General features: G+C 55.0%; 22 protein-coding genes and 1 pseudogene. 12 read left to right on the top strand and 11 right to left on the bottom strand.

Features of this window, described 5'->3' with window-relative positions; genetic code table 11:
- The first annotated feature begins 250 nt into the window (after nt 1–250).
- The 3 genes from NKJ11_RS11300 (at nt 251) to NKJ11_RS11290 (ending at nt 1,592) form a co-directional block, all read left to right on the top strand.
- The gene (locus NKJ11_RS11300) at nt 251–856 is read left to right on the top strand and encodes a hypothetical protein (protein ID WP_352793346.1); all 606 of its coding nucleotides are present in this window, start codon (nt 251–253) and stop codon (nt 854–856) included.
- A 56-nt stretch (nt 857–912) separates the two neighbouring features.
- Nucleotides 913–1,242 (top strand): DUF3768 domain-containing protein, encoded by a 330-nt coding sequence (locus NKJ11_RS11295; RefSeq protein ID WP_352793345.1) that lies wholly within the window; start codon nt 913–915, stop codon nt 1,240–1,242.
- Between the two features lie 122 nt (nt 1,243–1,364).
- Complete coding sequence (locus tag NKJ11_RS11290) at nt 1,365–1,592, top strand: hypothetical protein (RefSeq protein ID WP_352793344.1); 228 nt, start codon at nt 1,365–1,367, stop codon at nt 1,590–1,592.
- Nucleotides 1,593–1,659: 67 nt separating this feature from the next.
- Here NKJ11_RS11290 and NKJ11_RS11285 read toward each other — a convergent pair whose 3' ends face one another.
- Entirely contained in the window at nt 1,660–1,938 is a 279-nt protein-coding gene (locus NKJ11_RS11285) for a helix-turn-helix domain-containing protein (RefSeq protein WP_352793343.1), read from the bottom strand.
- 105 nt (nt 1,939–2,043) lie between these two features.
- On the opposite strand from NKJ11_RS11285, the gene NKJ11_RS11280 reads away from it, so the two are divergent.
- From NKJ11_RS11280 to NKJ11_RS11270, 3 genes are all read left to right on the top strand, one after another.
- Nucleotides 2,044–2,190 (top strand): DUF4339 domain-containing protein, encoded by a 147-nt coding sequence (locus NKJ11_RS11280; RefSeq protein ID WP_352793342.1) that lies wholly within the window; start codon nt 2,044–2,046, stop codon nt 2,188–2,190.
- A 174-nt stretch (nt 2,191–2,364) separates the two neighbouring features.
- Nucleotides 2,365–2,700, top strand: a complete 336-nt coding sequence (locus tag NKJ11_RS11275; protein ID WP_352793340.1) for a hypothetical protein — start codon at nt 2,365–2,367, stop codon at nt 2,698–2,700.
- Between the two features lie 35 nt (nt 2,701–2,735).
- Nucleotides 2,736–3,302, top strand: coding sequence for a superinfection immunity protein (locus tag NKJ11_RS11270; RefSeq protein ID WP_352793339.1), 567 nt, complete (start codon nt 2,736–2,738; stop codon nt 3,300–3,302).
- Nucleotides 3,303–3,441: 139 nt separating this feature from the next.
- Here the strand turns inward: NKJ11_RS11270 and NKJ11_RS11265 are convergent, their stop codons facing one another.
- The gene (locus NKJ11_RS11265; RefSeq protein WP_352793338.1) at nt 3,442–6,330 is read right to left on the bottom strand and encodes a hypothetical protein; all 2,889 of its coding nucleotides are present in this window, start codon (nt 6,328–6,330) and stop codon (nt 3,442–3,444) included.
- A 246-nt stretch (nt 6,331–6,576) separates the two neighbouring features.
- On the opposite strand from NKJ11_RS11265, the gene NKJ11_RS11260 reads away from it, so the two are divergent.
- Nucleotides 6,577–7,032: a Ros/MucR family transcriptional regulator gene (locus NKJ11_RS11260; protein WP_352793337.1), complete on the top strand. Its 456-nt coding sequence runs from the start codon at nt 6,577–6,579 to the stop codon at nt 7,030–7,032.
- A gap of 317 nt (nt 7,033–7,349) precedes the next feature.
- Nucleotides 7,350–9,050: a recombinase family protein gene (locus NKJ11_RS11255; protein WP_352793336.1), complete on the top strand. Its 1,701-nt coding sequence runs from the start codon at nt 7,350–7,352 to the stop codon at nt 9,048–9,050.
- Between the two features lie 547 nt (nt 9,051–9,597).
- Here the strand turns inward: NKJ11_RS11255 and NKJ11_RS11250 are convergent.
- Nucleotides 9,598–10,252, bottom strand: a pseudogene (locus NKJ11_RS11250) (SOS response-associated peptidase).
- 73 nt (nt 10,253–10,325) lie between these two features.
- Here NKJ11_RS11250 and NKJ11_RS11245 point away from each other — a divergent pair.
- Entirely contained in the window at nt 10,326–10,634 is a 309-nt protein-coding gene (locus NKJ11_RS11245) for a hypothetical protein (protein ID WP_352793335.1), read from the top strand.
- A gap of 446 nt (nt 10,635–11,080) precedes the next feature.
- Here NKJ11_RS11245 and NKJ11_RS11240 read toward each other — a convergent pair whose 3' ends face one another.
- Entirely contained in the window at nt 11,081–11,836 is a 756-nt protein-coding gene (locus tag NKJ11_RS11240) for a glycosyltransferase family protein (RefSeq protein ID WP_352793334.1), read from the bottom strand.
- The gene (locus NKJ11_RS11235) at nt 11,833–13,248 is read right to left on the bottom strand and encodes a glycosyltransferase family 2 protein (protein WP_352793333.1); all 1,416 of its coding nucleotides are present in this window, start codon (nt 13,246–13,248) and stop codon (nt 11,833–11,835) included. The genes NKJ11_RS11240 and NKJ11_RS11235 overlap by 4 nt, the downstream gene beginning before the upstream one ends.
- On the opposite strand from NKJ11_RS11235, the gene NKJ11_RS11230 reads away from it, so the two are divergent.
- Entirely contained in the window at nt 13,241–14,440 is a 1,200-nt protein-coding gene (locus NKJ11_RS11230) for a fructosamine kinase family protein (protein WP_352793331.1), read from the top strand. The genes NKJ11_RS11235 and NKJ11_RS11230 overlap by 8 nt on opposite strands.
- A 92-nt stretch (nt 14,441–14,532) precedes the next feature.
- Here the strand turns inward: NKJ11_RS11230 and NKJ11_RS11225 are convergent, their stop codons facing one another.
- Nucleotides 14,533–14,922, bottom strand: coding sequence for a hypothetical protein (locus NKJ11_RS11225; protein ID WP_352793329.1), 390 nt, complete (start codon nt 14,920–14,922; stop codon nt 14,533–14,535).
- 662 nt (nt 14,923–15,584) lie between these two features.
- On the opposite strand from NKJ11_RS11225, the gene NKJ11_RS11220 reads away from it, so the two are divergent.
- Together NKJ11_RS11220 and NKJ11_RS11215 are read left to right on the top strand one after the other, a co-directional pair.
- Nucleotides 15,585–16,472, top strand: coding sequence for a phosphotransferase family protein (locus NKJ11_RS11220; RefSeq protein WP_352793328.1), 888 nt, complete (start codon nt 15,585–15,587; stop codon nt 16,470–16,472).
- A gap of 185 nt (nt 16,473–16,657) precedes the next feature.
- Complete coding sequence (locus tag NKJ11_RS11215) at nt 16,658–17,029, top strand: hypothetical protein (protein WP_352793327.1); 372 nt, start codon at nt 16,658–16,660, stop codon at nt 17,027–17,029.
- 136 nt (nt 17,030–17,165) lie between these two features.
- Here NKJ11_RS11215 and NKJ11_RS11210 read toward each other — a convergent pair whose 3' ends face one another.
- The 5 genes from NKJ11_RS11210 to NKJ11_RS11190 form a co-directional block, all read right to left on the bottom strand.
- A complete protein-coding gene (locus NKJ11_RS11210; RefSeq protein ID WP_352793326.1) occupies nt 17,166–18,116 on the bottom strand; it encodes a nucleotidyltransferase domain-containing protein in 951 nt (316 codons plus the stop codon).
- Between the two features lie 15 nt (nt 18,117–18,131).
- Nucleotides 18,132–18,434, bottom strand: coding sequence for a hypothetical protein (locus tag NKJ11_RS11205; protein ID WP_352793325.1), 303 nt, complete (start codon nt 18,432–18,434; stop codon nt 18,132–18,134).
- A 140-nt stretch (nt 18,435–18,574) separates the two neighbouring features.
- On the bottom strand, nt 18,575–19,144 hold the full coding sequence (locus NKJ11_RS11200) for a recombinase family protein (protein ID WP_352793324.1): 570 nt from the start codon (nt 19,142–19,144) through the stop codon (nt 18,575–18,577).
- A gap of 152 nt (nt 19,145–19,296) precedes the next feature.
- The gene (locus tag NKJ11_RS11195) at nt 19,297–20,859 is read right to left on the bottom strand and encodes an ATP-binding protein (protein ID WP_352793323.1); all 1,563 of its coding nucleotides are present in this window, start codon (nt 20,857–20,859) and stop codon (nt 19,297–19,299) included.
- Complete coding sequence (locus NKJ11_RS11190; RefSeq protein ID WP_352793322.1) at nt 20,859–22,688, bottom strand: PIN-like domain-containing protein; 1,830 nt, start codon at nt 22,686–22,688, stop codon at nt 20,859–20,861. Before NKJ11_RS11190 ends, NKJ11_RS11195 begins: the two co-directional genes overlap by 1 nt.
- Nucleotides 22,689–22,828 lie beyond the last annotated feature (140 nt).

The following is a 22,828-nucleotide window of genomic DNA, read 5'->3' as shown; positions in this document are numbered from 1 at the left end:
AAAGTCGTCCAACATATTGATTTCATTTGGTAAATCTTGACAAATCGGTCAAGATCGCTATAATACCCCCTTGTTCAGACGGCCGATTTTGGCCCCGAACTGCCTAAAAAGGTGGGTATGTGACGAACTTCGCGACGGGGCTTCGAGCCCGCATTTTGCCGCCTTCGGCTTCGCACCGACACCATCGACATCATCTGAAAACTTAACCTTTAGGGGCCTTCGGGCCTCCTTTTCGTTTTGGAGCCAATGAATGACCAACGCAGCCGTTTCTGCCGGTACCGCCACCGCCTTGCCAGCCGTCATCGTCTTGGGCCTCGACGACGGTGGCAAAGCCCATGCCTCATGGTTCGCTGAAGCTGAAACGGACGTCGCCGAGAAGGCCGCTGACATGATGGGAATGGCTGCACTTCGAGCGTCGACCGACGAGCTTCGCGACCTTGCGGGCAAGCTGCCGCACGGCCGTGTGTTTGCCAGCGGCAAGGCCTTCGTCCCCTTCGTCAAGGCGACGATGTTCGACAAGATCGCTACCCACTTGCCGAGTTCCTTTAAGTGGCCAGCCCGGGCCGCCAAGCCTGCTGCGGAAAAGCCGAAGCCCGGCAAGAAGGCATCGGCGGCTGCTGCCCAAGCGGGTGATCCAAACGAAGGCCTGACCGTCCCGGAAGGATGGGACAAGATCGTGTTCGGCTCGCTCGTGCTCGCCTGCGAAGACCCGAACGACGGCTGGTTTCACGCGCACGTCATCCAGGTCAGCGCCGACGAGATGTTCACCCTCAAGTGGCGCGATTTTCCCGACTGGCCGGTGATTGTTCGGCGCACCCACCACCTTGCCCTGTTGCATCCCAGGCATGCCGAATGAGCGCGAGCCCTTCAGTTCGCGCCTGTTCGCCTGATCACCAACAGCCGGGATGAACCATGACTGACAAAGCACCGGAAATCCGACGCCTTAACGATGCCTTCCGTAGCAGCTTCATTGGCGGCCATGTCGTGCTGACCAGCGGTGTCGTCGCCCTTGCCGACACAGAACGCCGCGCGCTTTTGCGCTCGGTGCGAGCGTTCGAAGCTTTCGACAGCGACAACGATCCTTACGCCGAACATGACTTCGGCGCCATCGACATGGAGGGCGCGAAGTTCTTCTGGAAGATAGACTATTATGGGGCCGACATGCAGTCGGGCTCGCCTGACGCGGCAAACCCTCACGTGACGCGCCGGGCAATGACCATCATGCGGGCCGAGGAATACTGATGCTGGCGCGGGCTCTATCACGGCGAGCGCTGCTTCAATCACTGCCAGCCGCAGTACTAGCAGCGGCTCTTCCATGGGCTGGCAGCACAAGTTCCCACGACACCCAAGAAGTGTCATCCGCCTTGGTACAAACCATCTGCGCTCACTGTGTTGCCTATTCGCAGCTCAGGCAGCTGGCTCTTGAAGCGAAATCGAGTGCCGCAGCAAATTGCGTGAATTCGGCTTCGCTCGAAGCGTTCTGCTCGGCAGTCAAAACAGAGCTAAGCCTTTGGGGACGTCTGATTGATTTCCCTATCAGCAATGAAGCCGAGCGGCATGATAAAGCCGCCTATATGCTGGGCCTTCGCTGAACGTGACCCAACAGCATAGCCCAAGCCGGTGCCAAGAGATCGACGCGACCTTCACCAGTGTGCAGCCTCATTCAGCGCTTCGCTGGCCGCGCCGCTTTCTTCCAGAGCTGAGCGGCTGCGGGCGAGGAGACCCGCTTTCGGGTTCTTCTAGCAACGCGGCGACGGTGACCTGGAGGACGGCGGCGATCAATTCGAGAGTGCTAATCGTAACGTTCTCGGAGCCCCGCTCGACGCGGCCGACATATGACCTGTCGATGCCCGCCTCCAGGGCGAGCTTCTCTTGAGACAGACCCTTCGCAACACGAAACTTGCGGAGATTCCAGCCAATGATTTTACGGGCATCCATGCCAGCTATTGACGATGAATGCGGCTTGACAATCGACGGACTGTCAGTCCCTGATTTAATATTAACTGCGTGTCGACAAACACAACTTGCCGTTTAGGGGGAACAATGCCTGACTGGTACTTCGAGGAAGACGGTGCGCAGCGCGGGCCGCTTTCAGAGAGCGACCTCAATGCAATGCTCGTCAACCATTTGCTGCCGCGTGACACATTGGTTTGGACAGCGAGCTTGGGTTCGAGTTGGAAGCCTGCATAGCAGACACACCTTGAAACCGCGCCGCAGTGGGTGACGCCGCCACCCCTGCCGAAGGCAGCGGCTGCCCCACCGCCCTTGCCTGTGGCGACAGTTGCCGCCCCTGCGATGGGCAGACAAGTCACAACTGGCTCAACCGGTGCCGAGCAGCAAGGTCACCTGACTGAGAAGTGGGCGATGTGGCTTGCCTGCTCGCCGCTGATCATCTTAGCAGCAGATATCATCATGGCTTCGGCTGGTGTTGATCCGTTTGGGCCGAACGCTCAAGCACGTGGCGTGGTGATCTGGTCTGGCATCGCTACATTCTGGCTTGGTTACAAAGATGCGCAGGCGATCAACAAGGCTGGCCGCAATCCGCAACGCAGAACACTCGTGCCCTTCCTATTTCTTTTTCCAATCGGCTATTTCATCCGCCGTAGGATTGTCTCAGCCGCGCCGTTAACTCCGCTGTGGATGTGGCTGGTAAGCGCTGTCGTTTACGTGATGGGCGCTTCGGCGCTGGCGCCGCAATGAGGCAACGTCGACCTGTTACAGGGTGGTGCGGTTGGGTGCTGGCGACGCCACTCGTTCTGGTGTCGACTTTCGCTTACGCGGCGAGTGAAGATCCCGATGCAGCCTACGCGATCATAGGAATTTTCCTGCTTGTTGTCCCAATCGTCTGTGAACTGCCTGCGATTATCGCATTTGCGCGGGGGCACCCAAATAGATGGTTGATCCTGGTCCTATGCACCGCGCTCGCCGGTACCGGCATCGCCTGGCTAGGCTGCCTAATCCGGGCGTTCAAGGCGTTGCACATCACCGATGATCCGATTGGCTCTAACGGCGGCGAATCCGGTTTGAATCTTCTGGCAAACGACGTTCAGCGGGTGAGATTGGAAACTCCATCGGTGACGCAGCGGTCGATCATCCAGCCCGCGCATCACGAAGCAGTCGACAAACTGGAGCGCCTTAAAAAGCTTCTCGACGACGGCGTCATCGATGATGCGCAGTTTCGACGCATGCGTGACCTAATTGCCGGTTGTTTGAGCGGCCTAGGTTGTGCCAACGTGAAAATACACGCATGTGTTGCAATGGCCGAATTTCCCAAAAGGCGCCCCAGCTCAGCGCCTCGATAGGTGTTTTTCGGGCCGCACAGGGGCCGCCAGCGCGCGAAGCCGCCCGGCGGGCCCGGCTGCTTAGGCCTAGCCGCGACTGCCGGGCCACGGCGCGTCGCAGCCAATCGAAAAATAAGTCAAATTTCAGCGCTGGGTAGCCCTAGTTGACCACCCATAAGCTCTTCAGCTCGTGGCCAACCGCCCAATCAGATGAAGTGTCTTTTTCACATCTCGCCTCATATGGATCGCGCACCATCTTAAATTCGTTGTCAATCACGGCTCCAAAAACGAAACATTCGTCTTTGTATTCTCCACGTTCGGCACTGGCCGTCTTAACGACCGTCTTGATGATGATCGCTTCTAAGTTGCGACTCTTCCAGTTAACGGTTCCGTAATTGTCGACTGACGAGACAACGTCGGTTGCCGTCCATGCGTCCTGGCCGAGTTGTCGGTTCCAACTTGTGAACTCGGGGAACAGAGCCGCGATGTTTACCTCGGATGGCGATTGCGTTTTGGCCGCCTCATTTAGGACCGCTGTTTTTAGGCCGTCGGAGAACATGTTCAGAAGCGCGGCGGCTAATGCGCCGTTCTTCTGACGAAGAGCTGCTTCTTGCGCTGACTTCGATTTTTGCTCGTCCTGGAGCCGTTGGGCGGCAACGCGTTTCGCCTCTTCAGCCGCCACGCGCGCTGTTTGTTCAGACTTGACTTGGTCCTGCCGGGCAAGCTCGAATTTCGCTTGAGCCGCCGCGACGTCATTTTGGTCGAACCAAATCGGAGCATAGGCAAAATTGACGCTGTCCCGGGTCAAGGCGTCGGTTACGGCTTTAAGGGTCGCGCTTGATCCGTAAAGGATTCTGCACTTATCGCGGCGTATCTCCTGATAGGCAGCTTCGACGTTCGATATTTGAGGTCCAGCCTTAGGGATAGATGCCAATTCGGCCAGCTTGTCGGTGGTCGCCATATGGATCTTCGGCTCACCTTCAATCACGCCGCAGATCTTAGTGGACTTGGTGTCAAACAGAATTCCGCCATAACCCAGCCTAGACCCCTTATCGACATCAGCCGCAATTTGGATGGCAAGGGCCTTATCCTGGTCCATGCGCCTCTTCAGGTCTGCATAGTTTATCGCATCGAAGGGGCGCAGGGCCTTTGCCTCGACCGCTTCTAGGTAAGCAACCGCGAAGCTCGGTTTTGCTTCGACGAACTTCTTCCGCTGAATAAAGAAAACATCGGCTTGGTTGATATCCGCTTGGCCGCACTCCCGGTTAATGTGGAGGATGTTCCCGCCGAGCGGGTCAAAGGCGACTGAAACAACCTTTTCGAATGCCGGAGTGCTTTCCACACCAAAGAGACAAATCCACGCCTCGTTCTTGGTGAATGAAAATTCGCCAGAAAGGGTTTTCAACAGCGACGGGGCTCCCGGACCTGCGTTGTAGAGGACAACGACATCATCAAGCGCGCCTCGGAGCAGAACTTTATTCAGGTCGGTAACGGTGAAGGCGGGGCTATTGGCTACCTGAGGCTCACCCTTGTCTTCCGCTTGCGATGGGGCTTTCAAGGCCGCCAGTTCACTCGTGAGACCTTGGCTCGAGATGAGCGCCCGAACGCTGTCTCTCGCTTCAGTAAGAGCTTCCAAATCCGACGAGGAGGCAACGCCGTCAAGCGCTTTAACTTCGCTTACAACCAGCGGCAACTTGCTGGAAGTGAGATGAGCAGCCATCCAGCTCCTGAGCGCTTGCTGGTCGCCTTGAAGCTCGGCCAAGATGAGCGCTTTTTGTTTTTCGATGTCCTGCGACCGTTCCTTGTCCCTAGACGCGGAAAATTCGGCAAAGCCGGGAACTGCCATCAACAGATTAGTCAGGCGAAGGGTGGAATCGTTTAGCGCGTCGGCGGAATTTGTCTGCACTTGCGCGTTTAGAGCAGCAGCTTTGTCAGCGATCTCGACCAAATTTGACGTCTGCGGATTCAGTTTTAGAAACGTTTCCGCGTCTGACAGCAGGATATTCGCGGCAGCCTTTGAAGCTTTCAGGCGCCGAGCCTCCGACTTATCGAACGAGGCCTTATCCGCAAAGCCCTTTTGACCAGCGCTCCTAAATTCGACGGGATCTGTGAAACCGGAAGCGCGAAACGCTACGAGTTCAGTTTTGGATTGGATTCCGAATTGCTGCGCTGCACGGAAATCGTCAGCGGATGTGAAGCCAGCAGCCTGAGCCCTTTGGTATTCGTCTCGACTTCGGAACCCTCCGGATACGGCAGCATCAAACTCACGTTGTGTGCTGAACCCCAAGCTCTTTGCTTGCGCAAATATGCTTGCTGAAGGAAACCCGCCCGCCATTGCGTCTCGGTACGAGGTGGCATCGGTAAAGCCAAGTGACTGTGCGAGGTTCCGCTCCTGGTCGTTCCTGAAGCCATCACCTGCGCCTCGTTCGATCTCAGCGAGGTTGTATTCTGTGAGCTGGTCGCCCGCCGGAAGTCCGAAATTGGCCGTGTAGGTCTTGAAAGCCGCGACGGTCGACGGGCCAATCAAACCGTCAATTGGTCCGTTGTAGAACGAAAGCCGGGTCATCGCAGCCTGGAGGCGTTGGACAACTTTGAGATATGCCGGTTGAGCCATGAAATCGAAAGGTTCGCCCCTCTGAAATGACAGCCAAGCAACCCGATCTAGGCTCTCTCCACGGGACAAAAATGCGTCCTGCGGGATTATGTGCAACTCCTTGAGTGTCTTCAGATTCGGCTTCGCCTTATCGACGTTCAACGTGCCCGCAATGACGGCAAAGAACCCGTTCCGGCCTTCCACCACTAATGTGGCGCCAAGTGTAGGAGCATATGATTGAGCTAAGGCAATCGCCTCGTCCTCGGTAGGTCGACTCGATACAACCAGCCAAAGGACGTCTGATTGCGGCGTACGCAGCGAGGCAGGTAGAACATCTAAATGGGAGTGATAGCCCGTAAAAGTCCACGGTGGAAAAGTATTGGAGGGATTTGCCGCCGCCTCTAAACTAGAAGCTGACAAAAGGGCTACGACGAAGCCCGTCGAAAACAAACGCATTTTATTTTCCGCCTACCCAGACCCAAATTCTATCATGGGCTGATAGGCCTGCTCGCGCAAGCATGTCGGTGACGGTGTTTAAAGTTATGTCTAGGGAGGGTAAATGCAAGAATGCCATGCTGCTTTTTTCCTCCGATGGAACAGGCGCAGAAGTTGTAGCGCGGAGGAATGCTCAGCCCAATGCGAGCAATTGCGCTTCGTGGCCTTCCCGAATAGGAACGTCAGAGGTCAATTGGAAAAATCGCAATGCACAATGACGAAGAACTGATGACTGCCGATCTACTGGGGCTCACCACAGAGATTGTCGCTGCCTATGTGCAGAACAACCCAGTGCCAGTAGCGGGTCTTCCGGATTTGATCGCCAGCGTTCATTCGGCGCTGTCGGGCTCAGTCGAGCTGGTTGCCTCGCCGCCAGCAGTGCTCACTCCCGCGGTCAATCCGAAGAAGTCGGTGTTTCCCGACTACATCCTGAGCCTCGAAGACGGGCGCAAATTCAAGTCTATGAAGCGCCACCTCGGCTTGCTGGGCATGACACCCGATGATTACAGAGCCAAGTGGGGTCTGGCGAAGGACTATCCCATGGTGGCGCCGAGCTACGCGGCCCGCCGATCAGCGCTCGCAAAGGCTTCTGGCCTAGGTCGCAAGACGGTCGAGGAAACGCCGTCGAGGAAAGCTCCAGCAAAGCGGAAAGCCAAGGCTTAAGGCTGCGTTTAGAGCCAGCAGCCTGTCAGCGAAAATTCGCCTCTGACTTCGGGGAATAGCCGCAATGGCTCACTGGTTCAACCCCCGGCTACCTCAGGACCGTTGGTCCTGGGTCAACCTGCGGGCTGACCATGTCAAGCGAGCGCTTAGCGACTGCGCAACAGTTTGGTCCGAATGAAAATGAATATCGCCCAGGAGGGGTGCGGGTTGCCCACTCCAGTTACACAGGCCGGGCAGAAGTCTGTACCTTGACTGTTGCCGCGCTTGGGATACGCCGTGTGGCAGATTCTGCGCCACCCCTCCCGAGGAAATAGACTTTGAAACTGCCTGTCGTACGCACCGGGTTAATCCCGGCGGCGCAATACCTACGCATGTCTACCGAACACCAACGCTATTCGCTCGACAATCAGAGCGCAGGCATCGCGGCTTACGCGAAATCGCGTGGCTACGAGATTGTCGAAACCTACAAGGACGCTGGACGGAGCGGCCTGACACTGCGCGGACGAGCAGCCCTCAAACAGTTGCTCAGCGATGTGATGGGCGGGAAGTCTCCCTATGATGTTGTGCTTGTTCTCGATATCAGCCGGTGGGGGCGATTCCAGGACGTGGATCAGTCAGCCCACTACGAGTTCCTGTGCCGAGAGGCTGGCGTTTCGGTCGCGTATTGTGCGGAAGCGTTCGAGAACGATGGCAGCGCGGCCTCCGCAATCGTCAAGCAGATCAAGCGCGTCATGGCGGCGGAATACAGCCGCGAGCTATCAAGAAAGGTATCGCGCGCGCAACGCCAACAAGCGCGGCTTGGCTTCAAGCAAGGCGGCGACGCTCCTTACGGCACTAGGCGGCAGTTAATTGACGAAGGCGGTATTCGCCGCATGATACTGGAGCCCGGCGAACGCAAAGCCCTCATCACCGATAGGGTCATCCTGACCCATGGGCCGAAAGAGGAGACGGATCTTGTGCGTCGAATCTTCCAAATGTTCGTTGATCAAAAGATGCGCCTTGCCGAGATCGAAAAAGCGCTGGCGTCAGAGGGGCGTACATCCACCCGTGGTGGCGATTGGTCACTGGGCACCATCCGTAACCTCCTGAGTAACGAAATCTACATCGGCCGTTACGTCTTCGGTCGGCAGCTCAACAATTTGGGCCGACCTTTCAAGACTCTACCCGAGACGTGGTCGCGTTCGGAAATGATGGAGCCCATCATTTCCTTGAAACTATTTAAAGCAGCGGCGCGTCGGCTGAAAGAGATCACTAGGGTGCGCCTGAGTGACCAAGACCTCCATGACGGTCTTACTCGGCTTTATGCCGAGCACGGACGCCTAACGTATTCACTCGTGCATGATTGTCCGTATCTGCCTCTGCCTCAGGCGGTTCGGAAACGATACGGTAGCCTGTACGCGGCCTATCTGTCAGTCGGATATGAAATGCCGACGCGATGGAAACTAAACGCTGACGGCAAACCATATACCGACGAAGATCTTCTCAACGTACTCCGTCGCATCTACGCCAAGCATGGGCACCCAACGGCGGCGATCATCAACGAAGACCTCCAATCGCCCACGGCTAGGTATTTTATTCGCAGGTTCGGAGGGCTGACTAACGCATTTCATATGGCAGGCTTTGGGGAAGCGAATACGACAACCCGCCGTGCAGCATCATTGCGGAACCAGCGCGAGCGGCATGAGAGAGGCGAGAGGCGATCCGCGATTCGCCACAACGAAGATGGTAGCCGCATCACCGATGAACAGCTTCTGGATCACCTTCGACGGTTGATGGATCAGCACGGCCACCTGTCGGGCGCAGTAATCGATGCAGACCCTACATTACCGAGCAGCAAATTCTTCCGACGGCGGCTTGGTGGCCTGAAGGCAGCCTACGCCCGAGTTGGCTATCTCTCCGATCAGAGCGCTATCGTAAAGGCGGCGCTGAAGCGTCTATCGACTCAAGCTGCAAATGATGAAGCGAGAGAAAGTGACCGACGCGACGTCGCGTTATATGGAGAGATGATGCTTAAGTAGCCCTACACGGCCGGAAGCGCCAATCGCGGGAAGGCACTAGCGATTTCCTCAAAGGTCACGACAACGTCAAACTTGGCAGCATGCTGCGCATAGTCGGCGAGCCGTGAGGCGCTACAGACTAGAACAGTTCCTGCAGCGTCATGCGGGACAATCGCCTTTGGAGGCGTTCTCACCCAACAATTGGCCCGAATTGAATAGTTAGCGGCTTGATCGCTTTTAGCGGAGAAACTGTCCGTCGGCTGTTTTACCTCAAAGTGCAGTGCAAACCGCGGTCCAGAAGGGGCCTCAAATATTGCGAGGAGATCGGTCTCCTGGCCACCGCAGCCAATGCACCGGCATTTCTCGGTGAAGTGTGATCGCCACCAGTTTGCAGAGGTCTTGCTCCGCGCCGCCCGCATCTGATCGCGCAACAGCTGAGCATGTTCGGAAAAAGCGGAAAACTTTGTTCGCCCAATTATCCATGAGCGAAAGGTCGCATCGGCCGCCAGCGCTTCCGCTATCGGTTGAGCATAGGCGTACTCAAGTGACCCATAGAGCATTGCCTCTCCTAAAACAGCGAGCCTTGCGCGGGCGCCGGAGGTGCCTGTTGTGGGAATTTGATCTTCGCTTCCAACGATGGCGCGTCAGCCACGTCTCAGTCTCTTCTTGTGTCCTCAGGATTACCGGCATGGCCTTCTCGTGGATGGGCTTGATGAGCGCGTTGGGCGGAGCAGTCAGGAAAGCGAAAAGCTCGTGGTCGCCCGGTCCGTCTTTGACCTTGCGGACCCCCTGCCAAGGCGTCCACAGGCCAGCAAAGAAGAAAAGCGGACGGTCCTCGTTGAGCGCGAACCAGAAGTTCCGCTGAATGCCACCTGTCTCAGGGTCTTTGTCATTAGGCGTAGGGCTGGGTTCCGCGAAGCTCGTGACCGGCACAACGCACCGGTGCTTCACCCCGACATATTGCTGCCAGTGGGCGTATTGCGGATTGCGAATGTTGGTAGTGCCGGAGTCAGCGTTGCCTCTGACTCGCTCTATTGGCGTAGGCATCCCCCACCGCAGATTGGCTAGTTCGCGCTCACCGGCGGCTGCGTTACGGACCACGGTCCGAACTGATTGGGATAGATATCAATTGACGGCTCAAGGTTGCCCAAGATGTCTCGGAGAGTTCGAGTCCATTGGCGGATAGCTTCTTGGCTGGTGGTAATGTTGTAAAGGTTACACATGATTCCCAGTGTGCCCTATACCCGGGGATTCCACCAGTTGTCCCGCATCGCTCTCCGTTGGAACAAGACGAACATGTCTACCAAGCTCGCCCTCTTTTCCTCGATCATTCGCTCAAGTGACGAAGCCGCTCTGCGTTCCGACGTAACGCTAAACGGGAAGCTTTTGCTGGAGCAAGCGGGAGAACTTGCAATCAGCTATGCGTATCTGCTGGCGAGCGCAGTCGGGGTCTCGCCCACCACGGACATTACCGAAGAGTACGTAACTGCGGCTACCACCGTGAGAGCATTTACTACGCTCTTGCAGACGGCAACGGTGTTCAAGCCGCCAAATATGTCATTCCAGAAAAGCGCAATCGCGGGCCGCTCTCTGCAGCGGCTATGACCGCATTCTATCGTAATCTCGAGAAGCCGTTGCAGCTTGTTAGCCTTGAACCACAAACCCGAGGCCGCTTTCTTGCTCGCTATACGTTCGAGCGCAAATCCGAAACTTGCATAGGGCGGTCAGTCGTCGAGACAGTCCGAAGAAAAGGCAAGAACCTCATATCTTCAATTCGAGCGCTAGATGGCTGCTAATTTGGCTTTCAGACTTGAACGATTTGGTGTGCGGCGACGCGCTTGACCCCGCGCTAGAACCAGAAGTGGTGACGCCGACCTATGCGACTCGGCGGTCGGCGCTCGCAAAATCTTCAGGCCTTGGTCAAAAGGCAGTGGCCGAAGCCGGTAAGCGAGCTAACGCCAAGAAGCCTGGCGCTCGATGTCCAACGCTAAGTCGTATCCGAGTTGGAGGGCGATTGCGCCTAGAAGTGCGAAGCAACGCGGCTTCGGACACTACATCTCTCCGAGGAAGTGTCTATTCAACTCACGCCAATCCGGGTCAAACTGTTCGACTTCTTCCGGTGTTCCTAGAGGGATCACGTCATTTTTCGCCAGAAAACTCGCTTCTACCCTGCAATCGCGATCGATCATTAGATTATACATCGGCGCAATATACCGTTCGCCAGAAATTCTACCTGAGTATTCGACATATAGGGAACGAAACATCGAACAACTTCCAAAATAATACAGACCCACAGTTGCCCAGGGGGAGATGGGGACCTTCTCAGCTACTTCCGCAACTCGATTGAAGTCGGTTAATCGGGCAAAACTCCAGGCACCAGGGCCAGCCGGAAAACAGGGGATCCACCCGTCGCAGTCCTCGGGCGGGCTGCCTAAGCAAGGCGGCTTTAGATGGGTGTCGATGTTGAAAATAATGATCGGTTTCTCAGTATCGACAGCTAGATCACTTGCCAAGAAAGCGGATGTGGCTTGTCCGTCAGTTGGGGCAGACAATTCCATTAGCGCTACATCAGAAATACCTAACGCCGAGCACTGTTCCTGAACGAGTTCGGAGGCATCATCATCCCGTCGTGCGACAAACACAAACCGACAGCCACACTTTGCATACATCGTCAGGCCGCTTAGCGCCCACCAGATCATTGGACGGCCACGTACGAGAAGGCGGTACTTTGGAACGAGACAGCCCTGTCTTGCGAAACGGCGGCTCTCGCCCGCCATCGTAATCACGACGGTTGCTGCATTTCTCATTCAGGACCGTCGTTGCGCCGATTTGTTGCGTTGAAAGGCTGGCCAGCCGCTGCAAAAAGTCGGGGCGTCTTACCTATGCCTGTACGAATGTCCTCGCGAGCCCAAAGCCGACCTCCAATATAGGAAATTGGGAAAATCATCTGAAGAGCGCCGCGAACAAAAGGTCCGAGCAGCCATTCACAAGGCGAAAGCCTGAGCTGAACTGGATGGTTTAGGCGAATTGAGAACTTCCGAGCTTGAGTAACTACCAAGTAGAATGCAAAAGCTTGTGTTCCCCAAGCAAAAAATGAGAGAGCAGTAGCGATTGAAATGGGCTGACCCGCATATGCGGTGGCTACCAGCAGCCCAAACAAGCACGTTCTCCCCCCTATGGCGGCGTCCTGTACGTGCCTCCTCACTGCGCGCGCAAATGGGGTGCTCGCTCGAAGATGAGGGTTCGCGGTTAAGAAGAGGCGAACTTCAGTGAACGAGGAGTACACGCCGCCGTAAATTCGGCGTAGCTGCTTGAAGAGGGCGAAGATGTTCGGCGGCGGCTGAACCCAATTTGGCGAGGCCAGCGTCTCTCGCTTGATACCGAGCAAATCAAGCCGATACCCGAGCCGTATGTCATCCGAATCTGGCGGAAAATTGCCAGCCATCATAAGCGTATCGGCGCGGATGAAGAGACCGGCTCCCATGCAGCCCCGCAGGGCTCGATGAGTGTGGACAGAGGCTGCGTCCACTTCGCGGTAGTGATGCGTTTCGAGCCCGAGAGAGCGCTCAAGATGCCCGATTGCAAACAGCCGCGACAACGACGGCGATCGCAGTGCGTCGATCTCCATACCAATCGGGTGGGGAACCTGTTGGACCACCGGCGCAGGGATCTCGCTATTGAATCTAGCCAGATATTCCGTGAATGTGTTGGCTGAGGGACGGGAATCGAAGTCATAAACTGCGAAGACGATCCGTGAGCTGTCTGACTTGCTCTCTGTGTTTAACAACACAGAGGTGGCAAAGGCTAGCTTCGTAGCCTTGCTGCCGCCGAAATCCGGGTCGTGAAGCCGCCTGACCCGCGCAGCGGGATTCTGCGCTGCCCAAGCGTCCACAAGGTTCGCTGTCGTAGGGCCGGAAATTTGGGTCGCAAATTGTTCCCTTCGAACATTTTCCAGATTGGAGGTGACGACAACAATCTCTATACAAAGGAATGGTGAGGTTAACCGGCTAAAGTGATCAAGGGTGGCGGGGACGATCGCCTGTTCTTCTAGAGCGGGCAACAAAACAAATAGTCGTGGATAGCTCCCGAGGTCTGGTAGGTGTTGCAATTGTGTGTGTGAATATCTGGATACCCAATCGACAGCACTTCGCGTCCGTTTCAGCGCCTGAATCGTCAGTAATAACAGGAGTGCGAGGCAACTTAGGGTGACAATGGTCAAGGCGATCGCCCCTAATTCAACGGCAAACGGGCTTGCAATCCACAGGCTATATGGCATTTTAGTTCTTGCAAATGTCTCACGCGTCGCTTGCAACAATGTGCTAGATTTCGGCGGTGAGGCTAGCAGATCAGCGGAGCGACCGAAAGTGCTTGGCTCCTTGAGTGCACCGTTGCGATGGCATCCCGAAGCCTCCGGCGCGTGGGTCGACTACCGCGGGGACGCCGTCATCAAGACGGCCTTAGGGTTTGCTTCGAGACGTGTGCTCGAGCAAACTGCCTGGGTACAGAGGCAAACTCCAGAAGTTCAATCACGCTTCCCAAAAATTAGGTGCTTGGAGTGGGGTCCACAAAGCGCTTCGGCTGTTTTACAAAATGTCTATATGGAGCCACTTTCAGATCAGATCGTGCAAGAGGCATGTTCAGCAGAAGTTGCGGCTAAAATCCAAAGCGAAATAATGGAATGGGTTGCGTGCGTGATGCACAGAACAGCTAGCCCACCGTGGGTGTCGTCACTTGAACACCTTCTGAAACAAACCGAAGCACGACTCATCAATATTCCGCCTTTTTATTGCTCTCTTCTTCACCATCTTATCTGGTCTAGGGAGGTTCGGATTAACGGTACAAAATGTTTCGGCCTGTTGCGATGCTTAGAGCTATTCAGCGACGGGAGAGAGGCGATCGACCAACACGCACCGACTCATTTTTGCCTAGTTCATGGAGATCTTCATACAGGGAATATGTTAGCGGGACACGAAGCCTTTTATCTAATTGACCCACGAGGAAGCTTTGGGGACGCGCATGATCACTTCGATATTTGCTATGACTATGGTAAGATACTGCATGACATATATTGCGGTTATTCACTCATCAAGGCGGGGTTCTGCCGTATGCATTGGGAAGGGTTAGATTGCGAATACGATCTCGGATCAAGCGCAGCAGTGCATGCCTATCGTTATCTATATTTTAATCTACTTGATATGGGACGAGAAAACAACGAGATCTTCGACCCAAGGCTTTGGCCGAGAGCGCATGTCTTTGCGGGCCTGCTCATGGCAGGCGCGATCCCCTATCATCTCCGGTTCTATGACAGGGTCGTGGGTATGGCGGCCTCGGCCGTCGTGTGCCTGAATCGGAGCATGGACATGAGTGAGGTACGATCCACTTCGTACACTGAGCTTTCGACATGCTACTGAGTTCTCGGTTGCGCCGAGCGGTAACGCTGTTCGAAACATACCTGCACAAACCAGCTTCGGAATGGGAATGGGGGTATCGTTGGGCGAACCCGTCATGCTCCGCGTGTATTTGCAGTAACGAAAACGGAGCAATTGACGAAGCACGTGAATACCTCCGGCCTGCTACCTTCGGCAACAGACGGGAAATCTTTGTAGGTTTCCTTGTTGACCATCAGCTTTATGAAGAGGTGCTGCCACTGACGCAGTGTGGCGGCTACCTGAGTGCGAAGCACGATGTCGTATACGCGAAGACAGAGTACGGCGATATGCAATTGTTCGCGCTCGCGCAACCAAGCAAACCTGCGCACGTAATAATACGCAGCGCCGATCGTTTTCTGGTCGTTGCCGCCGAACCAACACTGGAATCGTACCGGGTACCCGTGAGGATCATTCGCGAGATCCTCCTCCGCCAGGCCCAGAAGGATGGAGGGCTGTTCTTGCATGCTGCTGCCGTTTGTCGGGACGGTCGGGCCGCCGTTATCTTAGGCGACTCCGGCGCAGGAAAGACCACGACGACTTGGGCGCTGTCCCGATATGCAGGTTTTTCTTACATCGCTAACGACCGGTGTGTAGTAAACGGAACACAACAGAACGCTCGAGTTATGACCTGGCCGCTCAGTATCCGGCTCGGCCGTGGGCTTGTCCAAGCGGAATCCTCTGCATTTAGTGATTGGCAGTTTCGTCGCGCGCCCGCCGAATCACTTCTGCGCCGAACCACAACCCCTGAGTGGGGAGAGCGAGAAAAATACGAAGTGACGCCGAGAGAATTGGAAGTCCTGACCGACTCAAACTCTACATTCGAAGCGGACATAGGTTGGGTGATACTGGCACAGCTCACCGCAGATGGTGCTCCACTAGAAATGACGCCCTTATCCAATCGGGACGCCGCACTCTCGATTCGTCGAGCCATAACCGAGCCTAGCGACCCAGACTACCTTCGCGGTTGGCTTGACCAACGCACCGAGAGCGATGAAGAGGTCTTTGAAAGGATTGAAGCAGTTACCGGATCGCTAGCGTGTCTCTCTGCCTTCACTCTGCGAGGTGATGCAAACGAGCTACTGGCCCGTACGGCAGAAGTCGCCAAACAACTAGTGAGTTCGTCAGCATGACGATTGAGATCGGAGATGTCATATCTGTAACCGGCAACACCAGAGTTTATCGTGGCTATGTGAACGATAAACTTGCCGCTATAAAACAGTTTGACGACATCCGTGGCTTCGATCGAGAAGCCGAGCTTGCGTGGCGCTTAAGCCAAACAAAAGCGCCAGTTCCACAGTATCTTTGGCACGGGCCGTACAACGGCAATTTGACATTGGCGACCCAGTGGATAGATGGCGAAACTGGAACGGCGGCTCACCGCAACCGCACGAGCTCGTATCCCAGGCTTGTTGAGTCAGCCGCACAAGCGCTCGGTACATTGCACTGCGAAGGGGCCACTGTTTCAGTGCAAGATCTGGCATTCTTAAAGGAGATAAAAGGGGCGCGGGGCGACTGGACCGACTGGAGAGCCCAGCTTTCCGGCCAGATCCAGAAGTGGACGTCGCGCCTGAGCCGCGAGAGCAAGAATCTGTTGGGAGGGGATTTCGCTCTTGGTGCACTTCGCGAAAAATTCGGAGCAATTGACGGCGGGCTCAGCACTATTATCCACTGCGACTTTACCTTGCGTAACGTAATCGTTGGTGCCGCCGACCGCAGAATAGTGATTTTTGACTTTGGAGCTGCCTTGGTCGGCGATGCGCGTTATGATCTGGCGAAGATAGTCTGGACCGATTTTGATGGCATCGTCTCGCCCGATGCCAATAGATTCGTCAGCGCATGGCGGGACATAGTTGGACTTGAGGTGCCCATTGAACTGTTGGCGATATACGTAGCCTCCCATTGTGTGGCAGCATTAGCTTGGGTAGACAAAAGGCCGACGCGGAATACCATCGATGATCGTTTTGTGGCCAAAGCAGCCCTCGGCTTTCGTGAAAGCTCTCGATGGTGGTCCTAAGCAAATCCATTGTCGCAGTAGACGGATTAATGTGCGTCGGTAAGTCGACGTTAATAGCGCGCTTGGCATGCGCAAGTAAAGCTCCTCTGCTACCGGAGATACTTCCAGGTGCTTCACCATACAAAAGCGAAGACAGCCGATATTACATTCTGAATGACCAGAGAAAGATTGATATGGCGCAACGATTGAGCGATAGAGTCGTCTTCTTCGATCGCTCCTATCTCTCGACATTCGCATATTTATTATCGATGTCTACCAGGCCTTGGGGCGATTTCACTGCGCTTTATGAGATGATGCGCATTCCGCGGATTCGTTTCACCTTTGTTTATCTGTCCGAAGACCCTCGCCAATCCTACGAAAGAGCTATGGCAGAGGGCCGAAGTCTCGTGGGTCAGTGGGCGCATTTGGACGCACTTCAGCGTATGGCCGAAGCCTATGAATGTCTTTTAGAGGATGCACAACGCCGCTTCAAACACGCACGAGTGATGAAGTTCAGTGCATCCGAGTATTTCTACGAGAGCGGGTCAGTCGAAGCTCGTATTGCCTCTATGGTCTGAAGAGGAGAATCAATTTAGGTCGTCAGCGTCCTATAGCTAGAATTACAACCCGCGAAAGCGATATTAGGACACCATACGGCCGGAGTTTCCCGTACAATACCTTGCCGTAAGCGACCAGGATGTCGCCACTGAATTCTCATCGCGCCAAGAGCTCTGGATTGTCATCATTCATTGCGACTTCTACCCGACGGACCGCCATTCGCGTGATCTCAGCCAGAAGTTTATCTATGGCTGGCCAATCGATGTCCGCCGCCAGCTGGTCAAAATGCCCGCTCGTTCGGCAGAGCTCCGAAACGAGGCAGAGTTGCAGGTGATCAGTGGTTGTCAACGGCAGTGACTTAGCCCGCCCCACTGCAGCAAGCTGCCTACAAATGTGTCGGATTGCTCGGCTGTCGTCTTGAAACGCCTGATCGACTAGGGCAGCCTTCTGCTTACGATACGCAGTACTGCAATTGAGCGCGGCAAACAACAGCTCGCAAGCGCGAGCCGCTTCCGGCGCAAAACTCTCGATTGTTCTCATAGTCCACTTGAGCTTAAGGAGTCGCAAGGGAGAGAGTGCGCAGAGTAATAGTAGGGCGGCTTGCAGGCCTTCATTCAGCCAACTGAGTCGCTCCGTCCCCTTTATATCAAGTAAACAAGTGGAACGACTCTGCGCTATACGAAGGTAGAAGTCGCAGATCTCTGGCTTCAACGCAGCACGTGTATTTGCTTGTGCGGCCGCAGCAACGATGTAGTCATTGCCCGCAACGGTTATCCCAGCGGACATATTGGATAAAAGGCGAAGACCCTCCAGGTCCGTATACCTAGACGAGCACAACGCTTCAATCTTTGAGCGAGCTACGTATGTAACTGACACTTGTGAGCGGGAGTACCTGTCTTCAAGTTCGGCCCTGTTCGGAAAAGGCGAAACGATGGCGACATCAACATCCGACGTGTCGTCAAACCAGCCACGAGCAGATGATCCAACAACAGCAGCGCATTCATCTGTTGCATGAATGTCCCACTGGGCGACGACGAGGCGCGCAACTTCGATACGTTGCTCGCGTTCGAGTTGTCTTGCGAAGTCTATGTCACCTATAGGCTCCACGAGGAATTGCCTCTGTCACGACAAATCGTCGGGCTTTCCAGCAAGGTGCTTTTCCAATTGCTGAGCTGCAGTCGTTGACTCAACTCCCAGACTCAGAAAATTGTTTTCATCATCAGCAGCCTTGCCAAGGAGTGCCCTTCGCGTTTGCGACCATGTCTGTTGATCAAAATCGGGCAATCCTGCTGCTTTGAGGTAAGCTCTGACTGCCATAGCAGCGTGTATTCTCATCATCCCCATAATATCCTCCTTGTGATCAAAGCGTCCTAGAGTGTTGGAGAATGGTTCGGAAGTGGCCGTAGAGTCAAGGTTTGCAACCATAACAGCACTCGCGCAAAGCGATGCGTAAGAAAGGATAGTGTTTCACAGCGGCTCCATTTTTGTTCGTTGACGTCCCCCATACGCACCGCTGCTGGTGTAGCCAAGCGGTCCTTTCACGACATAACGTAACCAGGTCAGTGCTAGGTGGGATCACGTTGGAGCTTAGAGTTGCTATCCAAGATGCGGTAGACCTGCATTCGAGAACAGCCGATAGCCTTCGCGATTTCTGTGGGTTTGAGCCCATCATTGTGCAGTTGAACGACACGTTGGCGGTCTAGCCGCTGCTGGCCGCCCTTATAGACACCACTGCGCTTCGCCTGTTCGATGCCATCACGCTGCCGTTCCCGGATAAACCGGCGCTCCATTTGAGCGACCATGCCGAGAACTGTCAGCACAATGTGACCCATCTCACCCCTTGTCGAAACGTGTGGGTCAAGGATGGTGACAAATGCTTCTCTCTGCTCACACTCGTAAATCAAGTTGAGGACGTCGCGCGTATCGCGGCCGAGCCGGTCCAGCCTTGTTACCACCACCTCATCACCTGGTCGCAAGAAATCCAAAACAGTTGCTAATTCCGTGCGCCCGTCGCGACTTCCACCGGACACTTTCTCGGAGCGAACTATGCCGCAGCCTTCGGCCTTTAGCTTCGCAATTTGTGTATCGAGATCTTGGTCGATCGTGCTAACGCGGGCGTAGCCTATCCGGCTCATGATGTGTCACCTCAGGGCTTAGGCCCCGAGCCTACCTTGTCACAAATAGTCGGTGTCAACTCCGATGTTACATCGACCGGCGAGAGTGGTGTTACGTCACCTCAGGGCATACCCTGAGGTGCGCTTATACACGCTGTGGGCCCCCTATCTGGTCATGAGCGCGGCCAACCAAACTCCCTTTTCACTACGGTCCTTACGCTAGAAAGGCAGGGAAGTTCCAGATGCTGCTCGAACTGGGCCATCAGCTCTCCCAGGAGAACGTCCCGGGCCTCGTTCTCGATTCGATCGGAGTCGATTTTCGGTGTCGCAGGGGCGAGCTTGCCCATCGCCTCGGCCTTCATGTCAAGGAGTTTTGACCCTAGCGCTTGAAGTGAACTAAGCGTGGCCGCGTTCGCGTTACGCGCCGCTCGACCAACCTCCGTCTGAAGTTTTGTCATCGCGGCAGATACACCGATCGTTCGATCCCCGTCTTTGAATTCGCTGCGACGAAGGGTTTCAAATTCGTCGGCTATTCGCTCTGTCTTTTGGGTTAGTTTCTCAAGAGTGAGCTGCCCCTGATTGGAAACTTCTTGGGCCCAGGTACCGGCGTCCTTACAAACAGTGCCTCCGATTTCGTTTCTAATAGCCCTCCAAGCCTTATTGTCCTCAAAACCATCGCGCCGAGCATTAGGCACAACGCGCTTGGGGTCGACGAATATCTCGCCAATGAACCAATCCTGGTAACGACCATTCGACTTATTTTGACGCTGAAATATATCGCGTACAAGAGCAGTTCCATCGATCTGTATATTCTTGGTTCTTACGCGAATTCCTCGCACCTCCTCTTCGGTATAGGAACCTGGCACGTCCTTCTTTCCGACCCATGCCCACCATTGAGCAGTTGGGGAAGCGTAAAATTTGATATCGGACAACGTGACCTTTGCCTCCGCATCCTGAATTTCATACTTCGCGCCGTATGGTTTAAGGATTGGCTTTGGCTCTTCGTTTGCTTCTTCGATTACGATTTTAACTGTGTCGATTGGCACTGGCGCGGTTTGTGCGTATTTTTGAATAGCGCTGGCGAACGCGAAATCTTCCCTATAACCGACCGGAGATATCTGCGCGATAAATAACTCCATCTGCTCGGGCGAAGTCAGCTCGGTTGGTGGCTCAACGAACGAGCGCATGCTTACTTCGAAGAAAGGCGGCTCATCAGGGGATATGTCGCTTTGCCGCCCCACAACACAATCCTTGAGGAGTTGCAGCGCAGAATATTTACTTCCATGTTGAGGCGACATCATTTCGCGCATCTTTTTCGCGTCGAAAATTACCTCAGTCAGAATAGGTTCGCTGATGGCCTTTGTGGTGAAGGTCAATGTATCGCAGAACGCAACACCGGCTAAGCGTCCGATGCCACGGAAACCGGCGTCGGTTGAGAAGTCTTTCGCCGAGGCGCCAATCGACGTCAGCGTCCTTACCGCTATCTGCGCGGAAAGACCCGCGCCGTTGTCGCGGATTCGAACCCCGTCACCGTCAACGTCAAAAATGATCCTGATTAGTCCCTCGTTCGGGTCAAGCTGGTGAAGCTTGGTAACCGCGCGTTGAATAGAGTCGAACCCATTTTGAACGTATTCTCGAATTGCATTCCGAGTTTCCTCATACATACCAATGGTGAGTGTCTCGAGGACAAATCCACCGAAGTAGGGATCAACCTGGACGTCGCGGAAACCTGTCATCAGTTTTTCTCCTTGGGACGTTGACGCCATACCTCAGTCGGTGCGCGCAATCCCATGTGCTCATCGAAGCTGTATCCATCAATTGCGGTACCGGAGGACCCGAGCTGACGACGCGGCAGGACGTAAAGCTCGGCGATGTGGTCTAGCAATAGTTCAGGTGTGACTTGAATCCTCCCGAACCGCGTTGCAAGCTGGAGCTCACGGTCCGACTGCACATCTATGAGAAGATTGTGGTCGTTGATCCAGATGGCCCGAAGCGCTCTGTTGCGATCTAGCTCCGTATCGATCTTAAACTCTGCGAAAATAGGCAAGGGGTCTGAGGGCAGGTAAAGGGGCTGTCGCTCGGCCACAATTGATTTTTTGTAAATTTGCTCAATCGGCCTGCGGGCAAATTGTCTATCGAGCATCAAGAACAGTTTTTGTGCGACGAGACCATTTGCTGCCGTTAAGAGACTATTTCTGCCGTCGAGATACGTCCCTGCGAGCAGCCCCATATAGAGGAAAGATGCTGTCTCTTCTGGAAAGGTATGGATCGCCGACGCTAAATCGGTCACGCCTGCGGCCCTCTGCGCATCGTCGGCCACTGAAGCAAGCAGCCGTCTACCGAATGCAACCAGCCCCGCTCCCCCAAGCTTGCAAACTACGTCACTTGTGATCAAGTCGATCGCATCTCGCGAGTTCGGGGCGTTTTGAAATGCCGTCTCAAATTCGGTGAGTCCCGAGATTCGGGTGGAGTCGTCACGTGTGTCGTACAGAGCCCGCTGGATTACTGCATCACTCGCCTTCAGACCTCTAGGATCTAAGAACCGAAAACTACTCGCGCGGGCCGCGTGTTCCGCAATCCTTCTTTCCTCGTGCTGCTGGCGCTCTCGTGCTTCGTTTCTCAATTCCGTTTCCGTCTTAGGAGGGGGTAGTGAAGGCGGCTGTGCCGCGGAGACAAACCCTGCAACGTTGTCAGTCGTTCGCTTCATCAATTCAGCCACGCGAACTTGATCCAACAGCACAACTTCATTGGCATGTCCGGTTCGGGCCGCTTCGAAGCTCAGCATAGGGTGGGGAGGCTGGGCCCCAACGGCACTACCTTCAAGATCGCCACGGACTGGCAGTTTTCCAGCCATTCGCCAATCGTTCTTCAGATCCTTTGTTAGAACCGCCACAATTCGAACCCGATGCACGCGGGCATGCTCCAAAATCTCCTGCCAGAAGACAAGATCGCCCCAGCGGTTACTTCCGACTAGTACATCGTCGCCGCTGTCATTCTCGGTATCAATTTCTCTTTTACGCTTGTCCTGAAAGCCAGGTGGAATTCGCCCCGTAAAGCGCGCATCGGCAAGCGTCTCAATAGATGAGAATCGGTCAAAGATTTCGCCACCCTTTAACGCCCGCTCGTTCGCAAATTCGATCACCTCACGGGCGTTGCGTTCGTAGCCACCCTTCCAAGCCGCCGCCCTGTCCGTTACCGTTCTCACTTCGCGATATGCGTCGCGGGCCTGTTCGCGTTGTTGGGCCGGACTCGATGCGCCGCTCAGCGGTTCGTCGAATAGCGTCCATACCGTTGAGAAGCTTTCTCCAATCAACTTGTTCAGTTTTTTGATTTGCTCGTCGACATCGGCAACGAGCCTGTTCTCAACGTGATGACGGTAAAGTTCGTGAAGTGACCATGTTGGTACGGCAACTCGGCCCGGGCATGCACCGTCAAGCCACTTGAAGAATTCGGCGCGAGATGTGGGACCAATCTTGGTAAGCCACATCAAGAACGACGTATCTATGTAGACAAAACTAGCTGGAGAGCGAAGCGCCGCGTCCACCCGCTCGATGAAAGTGGCCATGTCCTCGCAGTCGATCGGAAGCCTTAGCGACGCGTCTCGATTGCCCTGCCGCTGGCGGTCGGAGGGACGTCGCAGGTTTGCGCTGGAACGACGAAGCATGCTTCCGAAAGCACGTACTTTCTTGTTATCTTTCAGACCGG

The organism is Mesorhizobium sp. M0243 (assembly GCF_040321775.1).
Classification (GTDB): Bacteria; Pseudomonadota; Alphaproteobacteria; order Rhizobiales; family Rhizobiaceae; genus Mesorhizobium.
Note: the sequence above shows the minus strand (reverse complement) of the source record. Positions and strands in the feature narration are given on the sequence as shown.

Excerpts from the sequence above, each read along its gene's own strand:
- NKJ11_RS11285 (WP_352793343.1), bottom strand. The coding sequence starts at position 1,938 with ATGGATGCCCGTAAAATCATTGGCTGGAATCTCCGCAAGTTTCGTGTT.
- NKJ11_RS11275 (WP_352793340.1), top strand. The coding sequence starts at position 2,365 with ATGTGGCTTGCCTGCTCGCCGCTGATCATCTTAGCAGCAGATATCATC.
- NKJ11_RS11230 (WP_352793331.1), top strand. The coding sequence starts at position 13,241 with ATGGTCAAGGCGATCGCCCCTAATTCAACGGCAAACGGGCTTGCAATC.
- NKJ11_RS11225 (WP_352793329.1), bottom strand. The coding sequence starts at position 14,922 with ATGCAAGAACAGCCCTCCATCCTTCTGGGCCTGGCGGAGGAGGATCTC.
- NKJ11_RS11280 (WP_352793342.1), top strand. The coding sequence starts at position 2,044 with ATGCCTGACTGGTACTTCGAGGAAGACGGTGCGCAGCGCGGGCCGCTT.
- NKJ11_RS11265 (WP_352793338.1), bottom strand. The coding sequence starts at position 6,330 with ATGCGTTTGTTTTCGACGGGCTTCGTCGTAGCCCTTTTGTCAGCTTCT.
- NKJ11_RS11195 (WP_352793323.1), bottom strand. The coding sequence starts at position 20,859 with ATGACAGGTTTCCGCGACGTCCAGGTTGATCCCTACTTCGGTGGATTT.
- NKJ11_RS11240 (WP_352793334.1), bottom strand. The coding sequence starts at position 11,836 with ATGAGAAATGCAGCAACCGTCGTGATTACGATGGCGGGCGAGAGCCGC.
- NKJ11_RS11260 (WP_352793337.1), top strand. The coding sequence starts at position 6,577 with ATGCACAATGACGAAGAACTGATGACTGCCGATCTACTGGGGCTCACC.
- NKJ11_RS11245 (WP_352793335.1), top strand. The coding sequence starts at position 10,326 with ATGTCTACCAAGCTCGCCCTCTTTTCCTCGATCATTCGCTCAAGTGAC.
- NKJ11_RS11190 (WP_352793322.1), bottom strand. The coding sequence starts at position 22,688 with ATGGCCACTTTCATCGAGCGGGTGGACGCGGCGCTTCGCTCTCCAGCT.
- NKJ11_RS11300 (WP_352793346.1), top strand. The coding sequence starts at position 251 with ATGACCAACGCAGCCGTTTCTGCCGGTACCGCCACCGCCTTGCCAGCC.
- NKJ11_RS11200 (WP_352793324.1), bottom strand. The coding sequence starts at position 19,144 with ATGAGCCGGATAGGCTACGCCCGCGTTAGCACGATCGACCAAGATCTC.
- NKJ11_RS11220 (WP_352793328.1), top strand. The coding sequence starts at position 15,585 with ATGACGATTGAGATCGGAGATGTCATATCTGTAACCGGCAACACCAGA.
- NKJ11_RS11295 (WP_352793345.1), top strand. The coding sequence starts at position 913 with ATGACTGACAAAGCACCGGAAATCCGACGCCTTAACGATGCCTTCCGT.
- NKJ11_RS11205 (WP_352793325.1), bottom strand. The coding sequence starts at position 18,434 with ATGGTTGCAAACCTTGACTCTACGGCCACTTCCGAACCATTCTCCAAC.